This is a genomic window from Citrobacter sp. LUTT5, assembly GCF_009905315.1.
Taxonomy (GTDB): domain Bacteria; phylum Pseudomonadota; class Gammaproteobacteria; order Enterobacterales; family Enterobacteriaceae; genus Citrobacter; species Citrobacter freundii.
The window spans coordinates 3,675,045-3,697,140 of sequence record NZ_CP047606.1; the positions used below are offsets into that span (position 1 = coordinate 3,675,045).

Here is a 22,096-nt window from a genome sequence, read left to right on the forward strand (position 1 = left end):
CATTGCCGGATGGCGGCGTAACCGCCTTATCCGGCCTACAACACGGTGTTTACTCAATTACGGGCGATACACCTTCACGTTCTCAAAGCCCTGCTCGCGCAGATAAAGCGCCTGCAGGCGGCTCATCACCCCGCGTTCACACCACAGCAGCCAGGTTTTGCTCTGGTCCAGATCGCCGAATTTGGTGCTCAGCTTGTAGAACGGCAGAGAAACGACGTCCACGCCGTCAACCTTCAGCGGTTTATCATCCTGTTCATCCACAGAACGGATATCCAGGATCACATCGTTCGGGCCGAAACCGCTCACGGTTTCCACTTCTACCACGGTTTGCTGCGTCTGCTGGGCGATATCGCGAATATCAATATTATTCGCTTCTTCAACCACTTTATCGAGGATAGAGAAATCGAAGTTTTCTTCTTCGGCCTCAATCTTCGATTTGATCGCTTTCACCGTCGGGCTTTTTGAAATTACACCGCAGTATTCCGGCATGGTACGAGCAAAATCCTCGGTGCCAATTTCACGCGCCAGATTGATGATGTGCTCTTTATCATGGGAGATAAGTGGGCGCAGGATCAGGGTGTCTGATACGTTATCGATCAAACGCAGGTTGGTCAGCGTCTGACTGGACACCTGGCCCAGTGCTTCACCGGTTACCAGCGCCTGTACGCCGTAGCGCTCAGCGACTTTCGACGCCGCGCGAACCATCATACGCTTGAGAACCACGCCCATCTGGCCGTCATCAACTTTCTCCAGGATCTCACCAACCACCGGTTCAAAGTTGATAGCAACAAAACGCACGCGATGCGAACTACCGAAGCGATTCCACAGGTAATGCGCCACCTGGCGAACACCGATTTCATGCGCTGCCCCGCCAAGGTTGAAGAAGCAGTAGTGCACGCGGCAGCCGCGACGCATCAGCATGTAGCTGGACACGCCGGAGTCGAAACCACCGGAGATCAGCGACAGTACGTCTTCCTGCGTACCAATTGGGAAACCGCCAATACCTTCATAGCGGCCTTTAACCAGCAACAGACGGTCGTTTTCGATTTCAAGATTAACCGTCACGTCCGGCTTCGTCAGCTTCACGCGCGCGGATTCAATATGCTGGTTCAGTCCACCGCCAACATAACGTTCCACCTCAATGGAGCTAAACTCATGCTTACCACGACGCTTAACGCGTACGCAGAAGGTTTTACCTTCCAGTTGATCGCGATACTGCACCAGTGCTTTCTCGAAAATATCGTGCATATCGGTAAACGGCACGTCTTCTACTTCAAGAATGTGGTGGATCCCCGGAATACGGGTCAGCGCGTCGCGAATGTCCAGGCGCTGGCTTTCATCTTTAGCGCGAACCTCAACGTGATCCCAGTGACGGACAACGGCAAGGTCTTCATCATAGTGCTTTAAAACGTTACGAATGTTCCCTGTCAGAATTTTTATAAAGCGCAAACGCACAGATTGGCTTTTGATGGTGATTTCTGGGAACAATTTAATGATAAACTTCATGGCGGCAATGGTTCTTAGGCAAGTCTGAATGACTTGTAATGGGAAAAAATACAGCAGCCCATACCCGCGACTGCATCCAGGCGCGCAAGTATACCACCATCACGCGGCTACTGTGCACATTGCGCGTTATTTGCTTATCAGTGCGAGTCCGTTACCATAGTCTTGTGCTGCCAATACAGAGAGTCAGACATTCATTATGCCGAAGAAAAATGAAGCGCCCGCCAGTTTTGAAACCGCGCTGAGCGAGCTGGAACAAATTGTTACCCGTCTGGAAGGCGGCGACCTGCCGTTAGAAGAAGCGTTGAACGAATTCGAATGTGGCGTACAGTTGGCGCGTCAGGGACAGGTCAAATTGCAACAGGCTGAACAGCGCGTACAAATCCTGCTGTCAGATACTGAAGACGCGGCCCTTACGCCTTTTACACCGGATAATGAGTAAATGGATTTTACGCAGCAGTTACAGGCTTGCGTTGAGCAGGCCAACCAGGCTCTGAGCCGTTTTATCGCGCCACTGCCCTTTCAGAACACTCCCGTGGTCGAAACCATGCAATATGGCGCATTATTAGGCGGTAAACGCCTGCGCCCGTTTCTGGTGTATGCGACCGGTCAGATGTTTGGTGTCAGCCTGAGTACGCTTGATGCTCCCGCTGCCGCCGTCGAATGCATTCACGCCTATTCGCTGATGCACGATGATTTACCCGCGATGGACGACGACGACCTACGCCGCGGTCTGCCGACTTGCCACGTAAAATTTGGTGAGGCAAACGCGATCCTGGCCGGAGATGCGCTGCAAACGCTGGCATTCTCCATTATCAGCGACGCTCCAATGCCGGAAGTATCTGACCGTGACCGCATCGCGATGATCTCTGAACTGGCTCAGGCCAGCGGTATCGCCGGTATGTGCGGCGGTCAGGCGCTGGATCTGGAAGCTGAAGGTCATCAGGTTGAGCTGGATGCGCTGGAGCGTATTCACCGCCATAAAACCGGGGCATTGATTCGCGCCGCCGTACGTCTGGGAGCATTAAGCGCAGGCGATAAAGGGCGAGAATGCCTGGCAATACTCGACAAATACGCAGAAAGCATCGGTCTGGCCTTCCAGGTTCAGGATGACATCCTGGATGTGGTAGGCGATACTGCAACATTGGGTAAACGTCAGGGTGCTGACCAGCAGCTTGGCAAAAGTACCTATCCTGCACTTCTGGGTCTTGAGCAAGCCCAGAATAAAGCCCGGGATTTAATCGAGGATGCCCGCCAGTCGCTAAGTTTGCTGGCCGCACAGTCACTCGATACCTCGGCACTGGAAGCGCTAGCGGACTACATAATCCAGCGTGATAAATAAACCAACATATCCCATGAGCTTGCGATGAGTTTTGATATAGCCAAATACCCGACCCTGGCGCTGGTCGACTCCACCCAGGAGTTACGTCTGCTGCCAAAAGAGAGCCTGCCAAAGCTTTGCGACGAACTGCGCCGCTATTTGCTCGACAGCGTAAGCCGTTCCAGCGGGCACTTCGCCTCTGGTCTGGGCACGGTGGAACTCACCGTCGCGCTGCACTATGTCTACAATACCCCGTTTGACCAGTTAATCTGGGATGTAGGACATCAGGCTTACCCGCACAAAATATTGACCGGCCGCCGTGATAAAATCGGCACCATTCGTCAGAAAGGCGGTTTGCATCCGTTCCCGTGGCGCGGTGAGAGCGAGTATGACGTACTGAGCGTTGGGCACTCTTCAACCTCCATCAGCGCAGGTATCGGTATTGCGGTTGCCGCTGAGAAAGAAGGCAAAGAACGTCGTACCGTATGTGTGATTGGCGACGGCGCTATCACCGCCGGGATGGCGTTTGAAGCGATGAACCACGCAGGCGATATTAAGCCCGACATGCTGGTTATCCTCAACGACAATGAAATGTCGATTTCAGAGAACGTTGGCGCGCTGAACAATCATCTGGCGCAACTACTCTCTGGCAAACTCTACTCCTCGCTACGCGAAGGCGGGAAAAAAGTCTTCTCCGGCGTGCCGCCGATTAAAGAGCTGCTCAAACGTACCGAAGAACACATCAAAGGCATGGTTGTGCCGGGTACGCTGTTTGAAGAACTGGGATTTAACTATATCGGTCCGGTGGACGGTCACGACGTGCTGGGGCTTATCACCACACTGAAGAACATGCGCGATCTGAAAGGCCCGCAGTTCCTGCACATCATGACCAAAAAAGGTCGTGGTTACGAGCCGGCAGAAAAAGATCCAATCACCTTCCACGCGGTACCAAAATTCGATCCATCCAGCGGATGCCTGCCGAAAAGCAGCGGCGGCCTGCCGAGCTATTCAAAAATCTTCGGTGACTGGCTGTGCGAAACCGCGGCGAAAGACAATAAGCTGATGGCAATCACCCCGGCGATGCGCGAAGGCTCCGGTATGGTGGAATTTTCACGTAAGTTTCCGGACCGCTACTTCGATGTGGCGATCGCCGAACAGCACGCGGTGACGTTTGCTGCCGGTCTGGCGATTGGCGGCTATAAGCCGGTCGTGGCTATTTACTCGACCTTCCTGCAGCGCGCCTACGATCAGGTGCTGCATGATGTCGCCATCCAGAAACTGCCAGTTCTGTTCGCCGTTGACCGGGCAGGAATTGTTGGCGCAGATGGCCAAACCCATCAAGGGGCGTTCGATCTTTCCTTCCTGCGCTGCATCCCGGAAATGGTCATTATGACCCCGAGTGATGAAAACGAATGCCGCCAGATGCTGTTCACCGGCTATCACTACAACGACGGTCCAACGGTCGTGCGCTACCCGCGCGGTAACGCGGTGGGCGTAGAGTTGACCCCGCTGGAACAACTGCCTATCGGGAAAGGTATAGTGAAACGTCACGGGGAGAAAGTGGCAATTCTCAACTTCGGTACCCTGATGCCGGAAGCCGCTCAGGTCGCAGAGTCGATGAACGCCACGCTGGTCGATATGCGTTTTGTGAAACCCCTGGATGAAACGTTGATCCTTGAAATGGCTGCCCAACACGAGGTGCTGGTTACCATTGAAGAGAACGCCATTATGGGTGGTGCTGGCAGCGGTGTAAACGAAGTGCTGATGGCCCATCGTAAGCCCGTCCCGGTGCTGAACATTGGCCTGCCAGACTTCTTCATCCCGCAGGGAACTCAGGATGAAGCTCGCGCCGATCTGGGTCTGAATGCCGTCGGAATTGAGGCCAAAATCAAGGCCTGGCTGGCATAAACCCCTCCCCGCTCCTGCTATGCTTAATTCATCACGAGCTAAGCAGGAGTGGATTGATGAAATACAACATCTTAGGAAAAACCGACCTACGGGTCTCCCGCCTTTGCCTGGGCTGCATGACGTTTGGCGAGCCTAATCGCGGCAATCACGCCTGGACGCTACCTGAAGAAAGCAGCCGCCCGATAATCAAACACGCCCTTGAGGGCGGCATTAACTTTTTCGATACCGCCAACAGCTACTCCGCTGGCAGTAGCGAAGAGATTGTCGGTCGCGCGCTGCGTGATTTCGCCCGCCGCGAAGATGTCGTGGTCGCTACCAAGGTTTTTCACCAGGTTGATGATTTAGCAGAAGGATTATCCCGCGCACAAATCCTGCGCTCAATCGACGACAGCCTCAGACGTCTGGGTATGGACTATGTCGACATCCTGCAAATTCACCGCTGGGATTACAACACACCTATTGAAGAAACCCTGGAAGCGCTGAACGACGTCGTGAAAGCCGGTAAAGCGCGCTATATCGGCGCCTCATCCATGCACGCTTCGCAGTTTGCTCAGGCGCTGGCCTTACAGAAGCAACACGGTTGGGCACAGTTCGTTAGCATGCAGGATCACTACAATCTGATCTACCGCGAAGAAGAACGCGAAATGCTGCCACTGTGCTATCAGGAAGGCGTGGCAGTGATCCCCTGGAGTCCGCTGGCACGTGGACGCCTGACGCGCCCATGGGGAGAAACGACAGCACGCCTGGTTTCCGATGAAGTCGGTAAAAATTTGTACAACGAGAGCGATGAAAACGACGCGCAAATTGCCGCACGGCTGACCGGCGTCAGTGAGGAACTGGGCGTAACGCGCGCGCAGGTTGCGCTGGCCTGGCTGCTGAGCAAACCGGGGGTGGCAGCGCCGATTATCGGCACATCGCGCGAGGAACAGCTGGATGAGTTGCTCAATGCGGTGGATTTAACGCTGAAGCCGGAGCAGATTGCCGAGCTGGAAACGCCGTACAAACAGCATCCTGTGGTGGGATTTAAATAAGTATTAGCGATGACTAATTGTAGGCCCGATAAGCATAGCGCATCCGGCACTGATTGCCCGATGGCGCGACGCTTATCGGGCCTACAACAGCCCCCCAAAAGGGTTAAATGATACCTACCGGCCAGTGATGACCGATAAAATACAAAATTCCGGCAGAGAGTATTCCGGCCACAATATCGTCGATCATGATCCCCGTCCCGCCATGCACGTTGCGATCGAACCAACGAATCGGCCACGGCTTCCACATATCCAGAATACGGAAAATCACAAATCCGGCGGCAACCCACTGCCAGTCATTGGTCGGCAGCGCCATCAGGGTAATCCACATCCCGACAAACTCGTCCCAGACAATGCTACCGTGATCGTGCACACCCATATCTTTCGCCGTTTGATGGCACAGATAAACGCCGATACAGATAGATAACATCACCACCAGTGAATACAGCTGCCACGGTAGAAAGGTCATTAAATACCAAAAAGGGATCGCCGCCAGCGATCCCATCGTGCCAGGAACAATTGGGCTCAACCCGCTGCCAAAACCGGTGGCTAGCAGGTGCCACGGATTGCGCATACTCAGGCGGCTTTTGGCGACATCTTTTTTAAGGCGCGGCAAAATGGTCATATCCTTTCCAGTCAAACGTGACGGATTTTCCATCGCGCGTAAAGTGAATGCCTTCCACGTCTGCGCTCATCTGCCCAATGCAGGTAAACGCTGCGCCGAGATTTCCCAGCGCCACATCCAGCGCACCACGGTTAATTTCCGGTACGGTAAAGCATAACTCATAATCTTCACCGCCCGAGAGCGCCCAGCGTAGGGCCTGTTCCGGCTCAACGTGCCGGGCGAATGCCGTGGAGTAAGGCAGCGCATCGACGTTAACCCGCGCGCCACAGCCGCTGGCATTAACGATATGCCCCAGATCGGAAATCAGGCCATCGGAGATATCGATAGCCGCACTGGCCAGATCGCGCAGGGCTTGTCCCTGCAAAATACGCGGCGTGGGACGCAGATGGCGTTTAAGCAGATAGTCTGCGTCTTTTGCATCTCCAACCTGCAACCGATTCTGTAAAATCGCCAGCCCCGCCGCGCTGTCTCCCGGCGTACCGGTAACATAAATCCAGTCCCCCGGCTTCGCACCAGAGCGTTTTAAGGCCCGTCCTACAGGAACGTAACCATGGATACCCAACGTCATCGACAGTGGCCCACGCGTGGTGTCACCGCCAATCAGCTGCATATCATAGTAATTAAGCAGTTCAAACAGGCCATCACTGAAGGCTTCAAGCCAGGCTTCATCAACGTCAGGTAACGTGAGTGCCAGCGTCAACCACGCAGGATCGGCCCCCATCGCCGCCAGATCGCTCAAATTCACCGCCAGTGCTTTCCAGGCGAGATCGGTGGGATCAATGTCGGGGAGGAAGTGATTGCCTGCCACCAGCGTATCGGTACTGATCGCCAGCGTCTGTTTTTCAGGGATATTCAGAAGTGCGCAGTCGTCACCAATACCGGTTTCGACATCAAGACGAGACGTTCTTACGCGGTCAAAATAACGGGCAATCAGGGAAAACTCGCCGCATGCCATACGTTATGCCTCAGCAGAAAAAAAAGAAAAAGCCGGGGACAGCGGAAACAGGTTCCACCATCCAGCCGGCCTCGGGATTACTTTTTGTTGGGGCGAATCACAGGTGCTGCTTTATCCAATACGCCGTTCACGAATTTATGGCTATCTTCAGCGCCGAAGGTTTTCGCCAGTTCAATCGCTTCGTTGATGGCCACTTTGTACGGCACATCACTACGTTTAGACAGTTCAAACAGCGCAATACGCAGTACGGCTTTTTCTACCTGACCCAGCTCTTCTAACAGACGAGACAGGTAAGGCTTCATTAATCCATCCAGGTACGCGCTGTTAGTCGCCACCCCGGACAGCAGTTCACGGAAATACAGAACGTCGACATCTTTAACGTCCTGTTCCGCCAGGAACTGGTATTCAACATCAGCGATGTCGTTCTGGGACAACTGCCAGGAGTAGAGCGCCTGGACGGCACACTCACGGGCGCGGCGACGAGCAGCAGGTTTCACGGATTTCCCCTTACAAAAATCAGGCCTTAATGGCTTTCAATACATTAATCATTTCAAGCGCAGTCAGTGCAGCTTCTGCGCCTTTGTTGCCGGCTTTAGTGCCAGCACGTTCGATGGCTTGTTCAATACTTTCGGTGGTCAGAACACCGAAGGCTACCGGAATGCCACTGTCCTGAGCGACATGCGCCAGGCCATTGCTTGCACCGCCAGCCACATATTCGAAGTGCGCGGTACCGCCACGGATCACCGTACCAAGCGCAATTACCGCGTCGTATTTACCGGTTTTTGCCAGTGCGTCAGCGGCCAGCGGCAGCTCATATGCACCTGGAACCCAAACAACGGTAATGTTTTCATCTTTAACCTGGCCAATACGTTTCAGGGCGTCGATAGCCCCTTCCAGCAGGCTGTCATTGATAAAGTTGTTGAAACGCGCAATGGTGATGGCGACGCGAGCGTCCGGGGTAGCAACGTTAGCTTCAATAATGTTCATATTCTTCCTTCGGGTTCGATTTATGGCCCCGTAAGGGGGGCGGATTTTATCATAATATTCTGTGCGCTGCTTCCTCTAAATCAGAAAGCCTCACGCAGTCGTTAAATGCAGGCAAACGTCCGGGCCCACCTGGCGTATCTCATTGAATTTAAAATGGGGTGCGTCAGCCAGTTTCTCAAGGCCTGGAAGCACACATAATCCTCGCGCATCGCTGCCTAACAGTTTAGGCGCAACATACACGATTAGCTCATCGACCAAACCGGCCTGTAATAATGCCCCCGCGAGCGTTGGACCTGCTTCAACCCAAATACTGTTAATTTGCTGTTTGCCCAGTTGCATCATCAGCACCACCAGATCCAGATGCCCGTTATGTTCCGGCACCTTCAGGCTACGAACCGTCTCCGGCCAGCTACGGGGGTCGTCTTCAGTCCGGACAATCCAGGTTTCTCCAGGCTGTTGCACAATACGATGCTCCGGCGTGACCTGATTCTGGCTATCCAGAACAATGCGGATTGGCTGGCGCAGCTCTTCCTGCGGGTAACTCGCCTGAGTTGACTCCCCAAGCTCCGACCAACGCACGGTAAGCTGAGGGTCGTCTGCCAGCACCGTAGCACTGCTGGTTAAAATGGCATGGCTTTGCGCGCGCAAGCGTTGCACATCGCGGCGCGCCTGTGGTGAGGTAATCCACTGGCTTTCACCGCTGGCCATCGCCGTACGGCCATCAAGCGACGCGCCAAGCTTAAGCTGCAGATACGGGAATCCCGTACGCATACGCTTGAGAAAGCCTTTATTCAGTTGCTCAACTTCGCTCATCATCAGCCCGTGGCTGACGTCGATGCCCGCCTGCTGCAAACGGTAGAGCCCACGTCCTGCGACCTGCGGATTGGGATCCTGCATCGCCGCAACCACACGCGATACACCCGCCGCAATCAGCGCATCGCAACACGGCGGCGTGCGACCATGATGACTACAGGGTTCAAGCGTCACATAGGCCGTTGCCCCTTGCGCTTTTTCTCCAGCCATCCGCAGAGCATGAACTTCGGCATGCGGTTCGCCCGCACGGTGGTGATATCCTTCACCGACGATCTCCCCATCCTTCACAATCACGCAGCCTACGTTGGGGTTGGGGTGAGTGGTAAAACGTCCGCGCGCAGCAAGCTTCAGCGCACGCGCCATGTACAATTCATCCTGCATGGCTTAGTCCTGTAGGCGAGCAATCTCTTCGCCAAATTCTTTGATATCTTCGAAACTCCGGTAGACAGAGGCAAAGCGGATGTAGGCGACTTTATCGAGCTTTTTCAACTGCTCCATCACCAGGTTGCCAATCATCTTGCTCGGCACCTCACGCTCACCAGTCGCACGCAGCTGTGATTTGATATGGTTTAACGCCATTTCGACGTCATCCGCGCTCACAGGCCGTTTCTCAAGCGCTCTGAGCATGCCGCTACGCAGCTTTTCTTCATTAAAGGGTTCACGCACGTCGTTGCTTTTCACAACGCGCGGCATGACAAGTTCAGCCACTTCAAAAGTGGTGAAACGTTCGTTACAGACCAGACACTGCCGACGGCGGCGTACCGAGGAGCCCTCGCCTACAAGACGAGAGTCAATTACCTTAGTGTCTACGGCGAAACAGAATGGGCAATGCATACGGCGTCCTGTACCTCAGTGGTTAACAGAATCTATTTTACCCTGAACTGCCGTGACAACAAAGGCACTGCGCTTTTGAGACAAAGGATCGATGCCTTCGTGCTCAGTCCACACTACCATTATGCTATCGCGACAATGAAGGAAGTAATCACAATGACAAGACGTTACCTAAGAATTCTCCTGGTGGGAAGTCTCTTTAGTCTTAGTGCCTGCGCACAGCAAAGCGAAGTACGCCAGATGCATCAAAGCGTTAGCACATTGAATAAAGAGATGGCGCAGCTTAATCAGGAAACAGTAAAAATTACGCAACAAAATATGTTGAATGCAAAATCAACCAGCGGCGTCTATCTGCTACCGGGTTCCAAAACCCCGGCACGACTGGACAGCCAGATTGGCACTTTACGCATGTCGCTGGTAAACATTGCACCGAACGCGGATGGTACGCGCCTGACGCTACGGATTCAGGGTGAATCCAACACGCCTTTACCCGCCTTTAGCGCCACCGTCGAATACGGGCAAATTCAGGGCACCACGGACAACTATCAGGAAGTGAACGTTCACAACCAGTTGGTCAACGCTCCGGCGAGTATTCTTGCTCCCAGCGACGTAGACATTCCGTTGCAGATAAATGGCCTCACTCCAGATCAGTTAGGATTTGTTCGCATCCACGATATCCAGCCTGTTAGCCAATAAACTTTTTTGCGGAACGTTTTGTGCGTTCCGCAACATCACTCCGCTCCATTTTGTTACTCCCCTGACATAACCGATATTTCTGGTAAAACTTGGCAACATTCATGAGAGCCAGTACAATTCGCCGCCTAAAGTACGCAAACGTGAACGCAATCGATTACGTAAATGATAGAACTGTGAAACAAGACATATTTTTGTGAACAATGATTTTTATAATAGGCTCCGAAGAATTACGAAATATTTAGAAACGCAAATTGCGCATTTTTCACTCCCGAAAGGGATTTCAAACAGTGGCATACATATGAAAAAAACATTACTTGCAGCCGGTGCAGTGCTGGCGCTCTCCTCGTCTTTTACTGCCAACGCAGCAGAAAATGACAAACCGCAATATCTGTCCGACTGGTGGCACCAGAGCGTTAACGTGGTGGGTAGCTATCACACCCGTTTCTCTCCGAAACTGAACAACGACGTGTATCTGGAATACGAAGCATTTGCCAAAAAAGACTGGTTTGATTTCTATGGCTACATCGATATTCCGAAAACCTTCGACTGGGGTAACGGCAACGATAAAGGTATCTGGTCTGACGGTTCCCCGTTGTTTATGGAAATCGAACCGCGTTTCTCCATCGACAAACTGACCGGCGCTGACCTGAGCTTTGGTCCGTTCAAAGAATGGTACTTCGCCAACAACTACATCTACGACATGGGTGATAACAAAGCCAGCCGCCAGAGCACCTGGTATATGGGTCTGGGTACCGATATCGATACCGGTCTGCCGATGGGTCTGTCCCTGAACGTCTATGCTAAATACCAGTGGCAGAACTATGGCGCATCCAACGAAAACGAGTGGGATGGCTACCGTTTCAAAGTGAAATACTTTGTGCCGATCACCCAGGTTTGGGGCGGCCAACTGACCTACATCGGCTTCACCAACTTCGACTGGGGCTCAGATTTGGGTGATGACCCGAACCGCACCAGCAACTCTATCGCTTCCAGCCACGTCCTGGCGCTGAACTACGATCACTGGCACTACTCTGTCGTAGCGCGTTACTTCCATAACGGCGGTCAGTGGAAAGGTGGGGATACTCTGAACTGGGGCGAAGGCGATTTCAGCGCGAAATCTACCGGTTGGGGTGGTTACCTGGTCGTAGGTTACAACTTCTAATCCAGACAATTTATCGCAAACAAGCCAGCTTAACCGCTGGCTTTTTTATGGCTGGTCTTCACAGCGTACTTTACGTAAAAAGTCACTTAGCGAACGATCCGCAGATTCGCGAAAGTGCCTGTCGAGTGGCGTGATCTTCAGACATCGATCAACGCGAAAACAACGATAATCATCACGCTTCTCGCACCAGCCAACCAGCAGCCAGTGCTCGCCCCAGAAAAATAATCCCAGCGGCTGAACGTCGCGCCACGAGAGGTTCCCGGACTCATCGCGATAATGCAGCGCCAGCACCTGCTGAGCTGAAACCGCGCGATGTATGAGATCGAACGCACTGCGTGAATGCGGCTGATTACCAAAATCTGGCGCGAAAATCCGCGTTTGCTCGGCTCTGCGCCGACTCTCTGGCGGCAATATCGCCAACACTTTTTCCTGTGCTGATTCCAGCGCCTGTGAGAGTGAATCCCCGCCCCATGTTTTCAGCAACCGAATCGCTACCATCAACGCTTCTGATTCGTGCTGGGTTAACATCAACGGCGGCAGATCAAACCCCGCCATTAAGCGGTATCCACTGCCCACTTCGCCTTCAATGGGCACGCCGGATAAAGAGAGATCGCGGATATCGCGATAAATCGTCCGTTCAGAAACTTCAAGACGTTCTGCCAGCAGCGCCGCCGTTGTCACTCGCCTGCCACGCAGGATTTGTACAATCTGAAACAAGCGGTCGGCGCGTCTGCTCATTTTAATCCTCAGTGCTGAAAATATTACGCGGGTTGATGTAAACCAACACGATTGCCTTCGCTGTCAGTAAATAGCGCAATCGTACCAATGTCCTGCCCCAGTTCGAGTGGGCCAAACACACACTGACCGCCAGCAGTGGCGACGCGTTCAAGCGTTGCAGTCAAATCGTCCGTATGCAGATAAATAATAGCGCCCTGCGTTGAAGGAGTAATACCTTCAAATTTAGCCAGCGCCCCGCCGGGAGCGGGATCCTGATGCGGAAATACGGCCAGCTCAGCGCAGTCCATGTTCTCCCGACGCAAAGAAACCTGCATCACTGGTTCATAAAAAGCGATGGCGCGATCCATTTGTGCTACAGGGATTTCAAACCAATTAATTACGTTGCTCATACTTCCTCCTGCCTGTGTGGGTAATCTCAGAAGGACTATAAAACAGGGCTACTGACAGCATACTGTCAGTAGTATGGCGACAGGAAAAGATAATTGCCTGTCGCTAATTCACAGGCAAAAAAAATCCCGACCTTACGATCGGGATTCCAGTATCTTCACTCTTAATGGTTAAGGAAGAATCGACGGTTGATCCGCCCCTTCTTTCTCGACCTTCTGCTGCAGCATGTGCTCACGCTTCATACCCAGCTTCAGCGCCAGCGCCGATGCCACGTAGATAGAGGATGCGGTACCGATGGAAACACCGATCAGCATCGTCAGCGAGAAGCCTTCCAGTACCGGACCACCGAACAGGAACAGCATCAGAATAACCATCAACGTTGTACCGGACGTAATCAACGTACGGTGCAGCGTTTGAGTCAGTGACACGTTAAAGATTTCGTAAGGCGTACCGCGACGAATTTTGCGGAAGTTTTCACGAATACGGTCAGATACAACGATACTATCGTTCAGCGAGTAACCGATTACCGACATCAGTGATGCGACGATAGTCAGGTCAATCTCGATATGGAACAACGACAGGATCCCAAGTGTGATAATCACGTCGTGCGCCAGAGCGATAACCACCCCCGCCGCCAGTCGCCACTCAAAGCGGAAACCGACGTACACCAGGATGGAGATCAGCGCCGCCATCAGCGCCATCGCACCGGTTTGCGCCAGATCAGCCCCCACGCTCGGACCCACGAATTCAATTCGCTTCACCGCGGCGTTTTGGTTGGTGGATTCGTTAATCACACTCAACACTTTGCTGCCCAGCACCTGACCGCCGTCTGCACCTTCAGTTGGCGGCATACGTACCATAATGTCGTGGCTGCTGCCGAAGTTCTGCAGAAGCGGATCAACGAAGCCCGCTTTCTCCAGTGCATCGCGCATCACGTCCATATCGGCCGGTTTTTCCAGCGTGATTTCAATAACCGTACCACCGGTGAAATCGAGACCCCAGTTAAACCCGCGTACGCCCATCACCACGATGGCCGCAATCAGCAGGAAACCTGAAATGCCGAAAGCCCAGTAGTCCCAGCGCATAAAGTCCCAGACTTTACGACCGTGGTTTAATTGTTCAACAGTATATTCCTGTGCCACTTCGCACTCCTCAGATTGACAGCTTTTTGACGCGCTTGCCGCCATACAACAGGTTTACGATGGCACGTGTACCGACAATCGCGGTAAACATCGACGTCGCCACACCAATACCGGTAGTAATCGCGAACCCTTTAATTGCCCCGGTGCCAACTGCGTACAGGATGATGACCTTGATCAGCGTCGTAATGTTCGCATCAAAGATGGAGCTAAATGCGCCCGCATAACCTTCGTTGATGGCCTGCTGCACCGAACGCCCGTTACTCAACTCTTCTTTGATACGTTCGTTGATCAGTACGTTCGCATCGACCGCGACGGCAAGGGTTAAGACAATCCCCGCAATCCCCGGCATACTTAGCGTAGCGCCCGGCAGCAACGACATAATACCGACAATCAATACCAGGTTAGCAATCAGCGCACTGGTCGCAATCAGACCGAACTTCTTATAGAAGAAGATCATGAACAGGATAGACACCACCAGACCGGCCAGACACGCTTCCAGACCCTGTTTAATGTTCTGCATACCCAGGGTTGGGCCGATGGTACGTTCTTCCACAATCTGAATCGGCGCAATCAACGCACCGGCACGTAACAGCAGAGAAAGCTGACGCGCTTCGTTCGGGTTGTTGATACCGGTGATACGGAAGCTGTTACCCAGGCGAGACTGGATATTGGCAATGTTAATCACCTCTTCCTGTTTCACCAGTACTGCACGACCGTTAGCATCTTTCTTACCGCTGTCTTTGTACTCCACGAACAGGGTCGCCATCGGCTTACCGATGTTGTCCTTGGTGAAGTTGGACATGATGTTACCACCCGCGCTATCCAGCGAGATGTTAACCTGCGGCTGATTGTATTCGTCCTGGCTGGAAGTGGAATCGGTGATATGGTCACCGGTCAGGATCACGCGCTTGTACAGCACAACAGGCTGACCTTCACGAGACTGTTTCACTTCCGAATCACCCGGAACACGACCCGATGCTGCAGCGGACTGGTCAACGTTGGTGTTTACCAGACGGAACTCCAGCGTCGCGGTTGCGCCCAGAATTTCTTTCGCACGCGCGGTATCCTGAATACCCGGCAGTTCGACCACGATGCGGTCAGCGCCCTGACGTTGTACCACCGGCTCAGCAACACCCAGTTGGTTAACACGATTACGCAGAATGTTGATGTTCTGCTGTACCGCGTACTCACGGGCTTCACTCAGGCGCGCATCGGTCATTACAGCGCGCAGTGCATTGCTGCCCTGGCTGGAAATAACCAGATCCTGGTGACGTTTGCTCAAGTAAGAGATAGCTTCATCACGGGCGCTGCTATCACGGAAAGTGATGCTCAGACCGTAGTTATCTTCTTTGCGAACGGTAGTATAAGGAATGCCTTTTTCACGCAGATCGCTGCGCAGGCTATCGATATTTTGTTCCTGCAACTTACTCAGCGCGGTATCCATATCCACTTCCATCAGGAAGTGAACGCCGCCACGCAGGTCAAGACCGAGTTTCATCGGTTCTGCATGAATGGCAGCCAGCCAGCGCGGGGTTGCCGGAGCAAGGTTAAGCGCCACGACGTACTGATCGCCCAGTACGCCCATTAATACTTCACGTGCGCGCAGTTGGGTATCAGTGGAGTCGAAGCGCGCGAGAATAGCACCCTCTTCCAGAGCCACAGACTTAGGTGTGATTTTATCTTCTTGTAACGTTTTCTGGACCTGGATCAGCGTTTGCTCACTGGCGGCGGCACCGCGCACGCCAGTGATTTGAACAGCCGGATCCTCACCATACAGGTTGGGAAGCGCATAGAGCAGACCGACGACAATAACGACGATCAGCATGACATACTTCCACAAAGGATAACGGTTTAACACGGCAGTTCCCTTTGGGAAAACAATAAATTACAGCGCCTTCATGGTGCCTTTCGGCAGAACGGCAGCTACGAAATCACGTTTAATAACCACTTCAGTGGTGTCGTTCAGCGCGATAGCGATGTAGCCAGATTCTGCTACTTTGGTCACGCGACCCACCAGACCACCGTTAGTCAGCACTTCATCGCCTTTCGCAATGGAGTTCATCAGATTTTTGTGTTCTTTGGTACGCTTTTGCTGCGGGCGCAGGATCATGAAGTAGAAAATCAGACCAAACACCACCAGCATCAGAATCAGAGACATCGGGCTGCCCTGCGCCGGAGCACCTGTTGCCGCTACCGCATCAGAAATAAAAAAGCTCATTCAAATTCCCTCATTATTAAAATTAATCAACGTTCACAGGTGGAACTGGTCTACCCTGACGTTGGTAAAAATCAGTCACGAAGCTCTCTAATTTACCCTCTTCAATAGCCTTGCGTAAACCCGCCATCAAACGCTGGTAGTAGCGAAGGTTATGAATCGTGTTGAGACGCGCGCCCAATATTTCGTTGCAACGGTCGAGATGATGCAAGTAAGCGCGCGAATAATTGCGACAGGTGTAGCAATCACACTCAGCATCGAGCGGACTGGTGTCGCTTTTATGTTTCGCGTTACGAATTTTTACCACGCCGTCAGTCACAAACAAATGACCATTACGGGCATTTCGCGTTGGCATCACACAGTCAAACATATCGATACCGCGACGCACGCCTTCAACCAGATCTTCTGGTTTACCGACGCCCATCAGGTAACGCGGTTTATCTGTCGGAATCTGCGGGCAAACATGTTCCAGAATGCGGTGCATATCTTCCTTCGGCTCACCGACAGCCAAACCGCCGACAGCGTAGCCATCAAAGCCGATATCTACCAGACCTTTGACGGAGATATCACGTAAATCTTCGTAAACACTGCCCTGAATGATGCCAAAAAGCGCATTTTTGTTGCCGAGGCTATCAAAACGGTCACGGCTGCGCTTCGCCCAACGCAGAGACATCTCCATCGAGCGTTTAGCATAGTCCCAGTCGGCCGGATACGGTGTACATTCGTCGAAGATCATCACGATATCGGAACCGAGATCGTATTGAATCTCCATCGACTTCTCGGGATCGAGGAAAATCGGATCGCCGTTGATCGGGTTACGGAAATGCACGCCTTGTTCGGTTATCTTCCGGATGTCGCCCAGGCTGAACACCTGGAAGCCGCCGGAATCGGTGAGGATCGGCCCTTTCCACTGCATAAAATCGTGCAGATCGCCGTGCAGTTTCATGATTTCCTGCCCCGGGCGCAGCCACAGGTGGAAAGTGTTGCCGAGGATGATCTGGGCGCCGGTCGCTTCAACTTCTTCCGGCGTCATGCCTTTTACTGTGCCGTAAGTACCGACCGGCATAAAAGCAGGCGTTTCTACTACGCCACGATCAAAAACCAGGCGACCGCGGCGAGCGCGACCGTCTGTGGTATCCAGTTCAAATTTCATCTTCACTCCTGCGTCAGAAAAACAGTCCGACGTTTTAAACACTCATGCCGGAAACTTATTCCCCGACACGCTCAGAAATAGCCTGCGGATTGTACGTGATAAACATCGCATCCCCGTAACTAAAAAAGCGATATTCCGCTTTTACCGCTTCATGATAGGCGTGCATGGTGTTTTTATAACCAGCAAATGCGGAAACCAGCATAATCAGTGTCGATTCCGGCAGGTGGAAGTTGGTGACCAGAGCATCAATCACCTGATATTTATAGCCTGGATAAATAAAGATTTGTGTATCGCCGAAGAACGGCTCGATTAGATCGTTTTTGGCCGCCTGCGCCGCACTTTCCAGTGAACGTACGGAGGTGGTGCCCACCGCAATCACACGGTTACCGCGCGCTTTCGCCGCCAGCACCGCGTCCACCACATCCTGCGGCACTTCCGCATATTCGGAGTGCATAATGTGGTCTTCAATAGTGTCTACGCGCACCGGCTGGAAAGTACCTGCTCCAACGTGCAGGGTGACGAACGCCATTTCAATGCCTTTATCGCGCAGTTTAGCCAGCAGCGGATCGTCAAAATGCAGACCCGCGGTCGGCGCAGCGACGGCACCCGGTTTTTCGCTGTACACGGTCTGGTACAGCTCGCGGTCGGCGTCTTCATCCGGACGGTCGATATACGGCGGCAACGGCATATGGCCAATCGCGTTGAGGATATCCAGCACGCTGCGTTCGTCGTTAAACTCAACTTCAAACAGCGCGTCATGGCGCGCCACCATCGTTGCTTTAATGCTTTCGTCATCGCCCAGCAGCAGCTCGGCGCCCGGTTTCGGCGCTTTCGAGGCACGAATATGCGCCAGAATACGTTTGTCATCCAGCATACGCTCGACCAGCACTTCAATTTTACCGCCGCTGGCTTTACGACCAAACAGACGCGCAGGAATGACGCGGGTGTTGTTAAAGACCAGCAAATCGCCAGGGTTGAGCTTATCGAGCAAATCGGTGAAAGTACCGTGCGTCAGCGCGCCCGTCGGCCCGTCCAAAGACAGCAAGCGACAGCTACTGCGCTCAGCTTGCGGATAGTGGGCAATCAGGGATTCGGGTAGTTCAAAGGTGAAATCGGTAACGCGCATGACACTGACTCAGACTAAAATAAGAGGCGGGTAGTCTAGTGCCGGGGCGTTCTCCCTGCAACCTTTACCCCTCTGGATAAACATTTAACGATGAATTTTCTTGCACATTTGCATCTCGCTCACCTTGCCGACAGCTCGCTTTCCGGCAATCTGCTGGCCGATTTTGTCCGGGGTAATCCGGAAACGCACTACTCGCCTGATGTGGTAGAAGGCATCTTCATGCATCGTCGTATCGACGTGATGACAGATAACCTGCCGCAGGTGCGTGAAGCCAAAGAATGGTTTCGTAGCGAAACGCGCCGCGTCGCGCCGATTACGCTGGATGTCATGTGGGATCATTTTCTGTCGCGCCACTGGTCGGAGATCTCCCCTGACTTCCCGCTTACGGACTTTGTGCGCTATGCCCGTACCCAGGTAACCACTATTTTGCCGGAATCGCCGCCACGCTTTATCAATCTGAATAACTATATATGGTCAGAGAAATGGCTTGAGCGCTACCGGGACATGGATTTTATCCAGAACGTCCTGAACGGCATGGCCAGCCGCCGTCCACGGCTCGATGCCCTACGCGACTCATGGTATGACCTCAATACGCATTACGATGCGTTAGAAGAACGATTCTGGCAGTTTTATCCGCAAATGATGGACCAGGCGCGGCGTAAAACCCTTTGATTGCAACCCGCATTCCCCGCCGGATAAGCCGTAGCCGTCATCCGGCAAAAGATTGATAGACAAAACCTGTCTCATTGATTGCCAGCGCCTCTTTGTCTTATTCACGAACACTCTCTATACTGGCCCGCGTTGCGTTCCAAAAACCCCTTAACATTGCAGGAGAATTATATGGTACTGGTAACTCGTCAGGCTCCGGATTTCACAGCAGCTGCGGTACTGGGTAGCGGTGAGATCGTTGAAAACTTCAACTTCAAACAGCATACCAACGGTAAAACTACCGTTCTGTTCTTCTGGCCGATGGACTTCACCTTCGTTTGCCCGTCTGAACTGATCGCATTCGACAAACGTTACGAAGAATTCCAGAAGCGCGGCGTTGAAGTTGTTGGCGTTTCCTTCGACTCTGAATTTGTCCACAACGCATGGCGTAACACCCCTGTCGACAAAGGCGGCATCGGTGCAGTGAAATACGCAATGGTTGCTGACATCAAACGCGAAATCCAGAAAGCCTACGGCATCGAGCACCCGGAAGCTGGCGTTGCTCTGCGCGGTTCTTTCCTGATCGACGCTAACGGCGTTGTTCGCCACCAGGTGGTTAACGATCTGCCGCTGGGTCGTAACATCGACGAAATGCTGCGCATGGTTGACGCGCTGCAGTTCCACGAAGAGCACGGCGACGTATGCCCGGCACAGTGGGAAAAAGGTAAAGAAGGTATGAACGCGTCTCCGGACGGCGTAGCAAAATACCTGACCGAGAACGTTTCCAGCCTGTAATTGGCATGAATCGACAAAAGGCCCGCTAGTGCGGGCCTTTTTCTGATGTCAGAACTCGGAATGCCCGATGGCGCTGCGCGTATTGGCCCTACGCGAGCAGACACTTGTTGTCTCATTATACGGCCGATGAATAATCGCATACAGGTACAAACCAAACGTTGAACATCAAGGCGCCGGCGGAACCGCATCCATTTGAACCTCCCAGGAATAGTAGTCATCCTCAACCAACGTTTCTTTGATTTTTGACGCCAGCGCGACACTTCTCTCTATCTCTATTTTCGTCATTTGTAGCGGAATCAGATTTTTTAAGTTAACGTTGTTATATTCATTCAGAATATTTTCTTTATATCTTTCCGAAGCATGTCTTTTGTAACCTTCTTTATTAAAATAGATAAAGGAATCGTTAGCAATCATAGACCATGCATATGCCATTTCAATATCTCGTTTAACGCTAACACCATAAAAATAAAACTCACTCAATCTTATTTGTGCATACTGAGAACCGTGAATTCCACTCACCTTATAAGCAGAAAAACTATCTTCAAGCTCTTCTCTTGTTAAATTATCTATTCTGTTTTCCAGAGAATTTAGCTGCTTATTATTACTATCTTTATACGAAAAACCGGAAGGAAATAAAATGCAATCAGCCAGATAAGAATGGATATGATAGCCTCCCTTTATGGCGTAACGAGTATAACGAATCAACCTTTTTCGTACATCTTGTGCTAACGGGTTGAAGGTCGAATTTGTCTCACCCGCACTCCATAAAAGGCCATTAGCAGCAAGCCTGCTCGCCAAGGGATACTGTAAATCAGCTAGTCGGGTGATAAATTCACTATAATTCATATTAAATACATCAGGCCGTCGAAGAGACAAACCATCATAACTCACTAATCTGTGAGCATTGCTCCTGATGAAATCATCTAAAACATCATCGTCACCAACTTCTTTCTGAATTCTGGCATACTGAATCATAGCATTTTTATCCCACAACCAGGCATGACGAATCAATTCAATAAGTTCTGTTTCATCCTCAATTTGTGGTATTTCTGGTGTTATAGCCTCTACCATTTTCCATGAATACTCAACTGTCCATAACTTATCTTGCGGAAGTAATGCGGCCGCGATGACATAATCCATATAAATTTCCTTTAGTCGCTATGAATGATATAATTTATCAACATCCAGAACATTCAAACAAAATTCAAATCATCATAGTTAAACACATCACTGGTAACGGTCCTATCTAACTTCTCACCATTTCGATATTTTCTGCATAGCCAGATCTGACCATCAACTAAGCTTTCATACTCTCTATCATTTGAAAATCGTTTCTTCACTTTACTTCCGGATTTATAGCCCCATAATAATAGCTCTTGCTTTCCAAACAAATCTATTGCTACATAATCATTCACTGTTTTTCTATATTTGCAGTCTTCCAATCCGGGGCCATAGTTAAATGACGCATAAACCATTTGGCCAATAACATATGCTGATGATTCATGTCTGGAAAATGCGCGAGCAATACACTCCCCACCACTACGCTGATCTAAATCATCACTTTCATATCGACCAGATCGGCAACTATGTAATACCAAATAACCCTTTTCAGGATTCCAGATTAAATTTTCAAGAGATTCAACCACCTCAGCCGTAATATGCTCCCCCTTCTTAATTGATATCCTATCTGGATTGCTGTGAGCAAAAATATGAATTTCACACAAATCATATTTAGGTTGACCTGATTTATTTAGCTTGCAAATATCATAGAATATCGCGGTCCAAATTTTTTCGAAGTCGGCCAAACTCTTGAAGATCATCGGTCCTTTTACTTCACCTTTGGGATACTTAGATTCAAGCCGCTTTTTCTTGAATTCCGCCGCTTTCAACATCTCGGCACCACCGTGTCCACCATAGGCTATCATCACGTCATATCGAATAGGTCGTGAAATTGCAACATGAACAACATTGGGTTCACCATTGTCATTTGATCTTCTGGTTTTTCCTAAAGATATATCATTTACTGGCATTTCAGCTCCTACAATTACAATTACAAATGCTTT

Annotated in this window: 24 protein-coding genes; 8 read left to right on the forward strand and 16 right to left on the reverse strand. The window is 51.7% G+C overall.

The annotated features are described in order from the left end of the window. Positions 1–57 precede the first annotated feature (57 nt). Positions 58–1,506: a tRNA uracil 4-sulfurtransferase ThiI gene (gene thiI / locus GUC46_RS17740; protein WP_003835961.1), complete on the reverse strand. Its 1,449-nt coding sequence runs from the start codon at positions 1,504–1,506 to the stop codon at positions 58–60. Positions 1,507–1,702: 196 nt separating this feature from the next. Here thiI and xseB point away from each other — a divergent pair, with 196 nt between their 5' ends. From xseB to yajO, 4 genes are read left to right on the forward strand one after another with little or no spacing between them, the layout of a single operon-like run. Next, positions 1,703–1,945 (forward strand): exodeoxyribonuclease VII small subunit, encoded by a 243-nt coding sequence (xseB, locus tag GUC46_RS17745; protein ID WP_160180560.1) that lies wholly within the window; start codon positions 1,703–1,705, stop codon positions 1,943–1,945. Beyond that, entirely contained in the window at positions 1,946–2,845 is a 900-nt protein-coding gene (ispA, locus tag GUC46_RS17750) for a (2E,6E)-farnesyl diphosphate synthase (RefSeq protein ID WP_003021584.1), read from the forward strand. It begins immediately after the preceding gene. A gap of 24 nt (positions 2,846–2,869) precedes the next feature. Beyond that, the gene (dxs, locus tag GUC46_RS17755) at positions 2,870–4,732 is read left to right on the forward strand and encodes a 1-deoxy-D-xylulose-5-phosphate synthase (protein ID WP_032936978.1); all 1,863 of its coding nucleotides are present in this window, start codon (positions 2,870–2,872) and stop codon (positions 4,730–4,732) included. A 56-nt stretch (positions 4,733–4,788) separates the two neighbouring features. Then, complete coding sequence (gene yajO / locus GUC46_RS17760; protein ID WP_003847594.1) at positions 4,789–5,763, forward strand: 1-deoxyxylulose-5-phosphate synthase YajO; 975 nt, start codon at positions 4,789–4,791, stop codon at positions 5,761–5,763. Positions 5,764–5,866: 103 nt separating this feature from the next. On the opposite strand, the gene pgpA is transcribed toward yajO, so the two are convergent. The 6 genes from pgpA to nrdR form a co-directional block, all read right to left on the reverse strand. After that, positions 5,867–6,385 carry a phosphatidylglycerophosphatase A gene (gene pgpA / locus GUC46_RS17765; protein ID WP_003021578.1) on the reverse strand — a complete coding sequence of 173 codons (519 nt, stop codon included), beginning with the start codon at positions 6,383–6,385 and terminating at the stop codon, positions 5,867–5,869. Beyond that, a complete protein-coding gene (thiL, locus tag GUC46_RS17770) occupies positions 6,363–7,340 on the reverse strand; it encodes a thiamine-phosphate kinase (RefSeq protein ID WP_003835968.1) in 978 nt (325 codons plus the stop codon). Before thiL ends, pgpA begins: the two co-directional genes overlap by 23 nt. Positions 7,341–7,417: 77 nt before the next feature. Beyond that, positions 7,418–7,837 carry a transcription antitermination factor NusB gene (gene nusB, locus GUC46_RS17775; protein ID WP_000801129.1) on the reverse strand — a complete coding sequence of 140 codons (420 nt, stop codon included), beginning with the start codon at positions 7,835–7,837 and terminating at the stop codon, positions 7,418–7,420. Between the two features lie 19 nt (positions 7,838–7,856). Continuing rightward, positions 7,857–8,327, reverse strand: a complete 471-nt coding sequence (ribE, locus tag GUC46_RS17780) for a 6,7-dimethyl-8-ribityllumazine synthase (RefSeq protein ID WP_003021575.1) — start codon at positions 8,325–8,327, stop codon at positions 7,857–7,859. Positions 8,328–8,417: 90 nt separating this feature from the next. After that, positions 8,418–9,521 (reverse strand): bifunctional diaminohydroxyphosphoribosylaminopyrimidine deaminase/5-amino-6-(5-phosphoribosylamino)uracil reductase RibD, encoded by a 1,104-nt coding sequence (gene ribD / locus GUC46_RS17785; RefSeq protein WP_003021573.1) that lies wholly within the window; start codon positions 9,519–9,521, stop codon positions 8,418–8,420. 3 nt (positions 9,522–9,524) lie between these two features. Next, complete coding sequence (gene nrdR, locus GUC46_RS17790; RefSeq protein WP_003021571.1) at positions 9,525–9,974, reverse strand: transcriptional regulator NrdR; 450 nt, start codon at positions 9,972–9,974, stop codon at positions 9,525–9,527. A gap of 153 nt (positions 9,975–10,127) precedes the next feature. Between nrdR and GUC46_RS17795 the strand changes: the two genes are divergently transcribed. Beyond that, positions 10,128–10,667, forward strand: coding sequence for a DUF3251 domain-containing protein (locus GUC46_RS17795; RefSeq protein WP_003021567.1), 540 nt, complete (start codon positions 10,128–10,130; stop codon positions 10,665–10,667). Positions 10,668–10,965: 298 nt separating this feature from the next. Next, positions 10,966–11,829, forward strand: a complete 864-nt coding sequence (locus GUC46_RS17800) for a nucleoside-specific channel-forming protein Tsx (protein ID WP_003021561.1) — start codon at positions 10,966–10,968, stop codon at positions 11,827–11,829. A 45-nt stretch (positions 11,830–11,874) separates the two neighbouring features. Here the strand turns inward: GUC46_RS17800 and GUC46_RS17805 are convergent, their stop codons facing one another. The 7 genes from GUC46_RS17805 to queA all read right to left on the reverse strand — a co-directional run bounded on the left by GUC46_RS17805 (position 11,875) and on the right by queA (position 18,590). Then, a complete protein-coding gene (locus GUC46_RS17805) occupies positions 11,875–12,567 on the reverse strand; it encodes a YafY family protein (RefSeq protein WP_003021558.1) in 693 nt (230 codons plus the stop codon). Positions 12,568–12,590: 23 nt separating this feature from the next. Next, positions 12,591–12,956 carry a VOC family protein gene (locus GUC46_RS17810; protein ID WP_044699354.1) on the reverse strand — a complete coding sequence of 122 codons (366 nt, stop codon included), beginning with the start codon at positions 12,954–12,956 and terminating at the stop codon, positions 12,591–12,593. A 168-nt stretch (positions 12,957–13,124) separates the two neighbouring features. Continuing rightward, complete coding sequence (gene secF, locus GUC46_RS17815; protein ID WP_003021550.1) at positions 13,125–14,096, reverse strand: protein translocase subunit SecF; 972 nt, start codon at positions 14,094–14,096, stop codon at positions 13,125–13,127. A gap of 10 nt (positions 14,097–14,106) precedes the next feature. Further along, positions 14,107–15,954 (reverse strand): protein translocase subunit SecD, encoded by a 1,848-nt coding sequence (secD, locus tag GUC46_RS17820; RefSeq protein ID WP_003021547.1) that lies wholly within the window; start codon positions 15,952–15,954, stop codon positions 14,107–14,109. A 27-nt stretch (positions 15,955–15,981) separates the two neighbouring features. Further along, positions 15,982–16,314 carry a preprotein translocase subunit YajC gene (gene yajC, locus GUC46_RS17825; protein ID WP_003021544.1) on the reverse strand — a complete coding sequence of 111 codons (333 nt, stop codon included), beginning with the start codon at positions 16,312–16,314 and terminating at the stop codon, positions 15,982–15,984. Positions 16,315–16,336: 22 nt separating this feature from the next. Then, on the reverse strand, positions 16,337–17,464 hold the full coding sequence (gene tgt, locus GUC46_RS17830; RefSeq protein WP_130714924.1) for a tRNA guanosine(34) transglycosylase Tgt: 1,128 nt from the start codon (positions 17,462–17,464) through the stop codon (positions 16,337–16,339). Positions 17,465–17,519: 55 nt separating this feature from the next. Then, positions 17,520–18,590: a tRNA preQ1(34) S-adenosylmethionine ribosyltransferase-isomerase QueA gene (gene queA, locus GUC46_RS17835; RefSeq protein WP_003021529.1), complete on the reverse strand. Its 1,071-nt coding sequence runs from the start codon at positions 18,588–18,590 to the stop codon at positions 17,520–17,522. A 90-nt stretch (positions 18,591–18,680) separates the two neighbouring features. Between queA and acpH the strand changes: the two genes are divergently transcribed. Beyond that, positions 18,681–19,262 (forward strand): ACP phosphodiesterase, encoded by a 582-nt coding sequence (gene acpH, locus GUC46_RS17840; protein WP_016149694.1) that lies wholly within the window; start codon positions 18,681–18,683, stop codon positions 19,260–19,262. Positions 19,263–19,430: 168 nt separating this feature from the next. Then, complete coding sequence (locus GUC46_RS17845; RefSeq protein WP_003021524.1) at positions 19,431–20,033, forward strand: peroxiredoxin; 603 nt, start codon at positions 19,431–19,433, stop codon at positions 20,031–20,033. A 165-nt stretch (positions 20,034–20,198) separates the two neighbouring features. On the opposite strand, the gene GUC46_RS17850 is transcribed toward GUC46_RS17845, so the two are convergent. After that, positions 20,199–21,173 carry an SEL1-like repeat protein gene (locus GUC46_RS17850; protein WP_048233177.1) on the reverse strand — a complete coding sequence of 325 codons (975 nt, stop codon included), beginning with the start codon at positions 21,171–21,173 and terminating at the stop codon, positions 20,199–20,201. 53 nt (positions 21,174–21,226) lie between these two features. After that, the gene (locus GUC46_RS17855) at positions 21,227–22,063 is read right to left on the reverse strand and encodes a hypothetical protein (RefSeq protein ID WP_130714925.1); all 837 of its coding nucleotides are present in this window, start codon (positions 22,061–22,063) and stop codon (positions 21,227–21,229) included. Between the last annotated feature and the right edge of the window lie 33 nt (positions 22,064–22,096).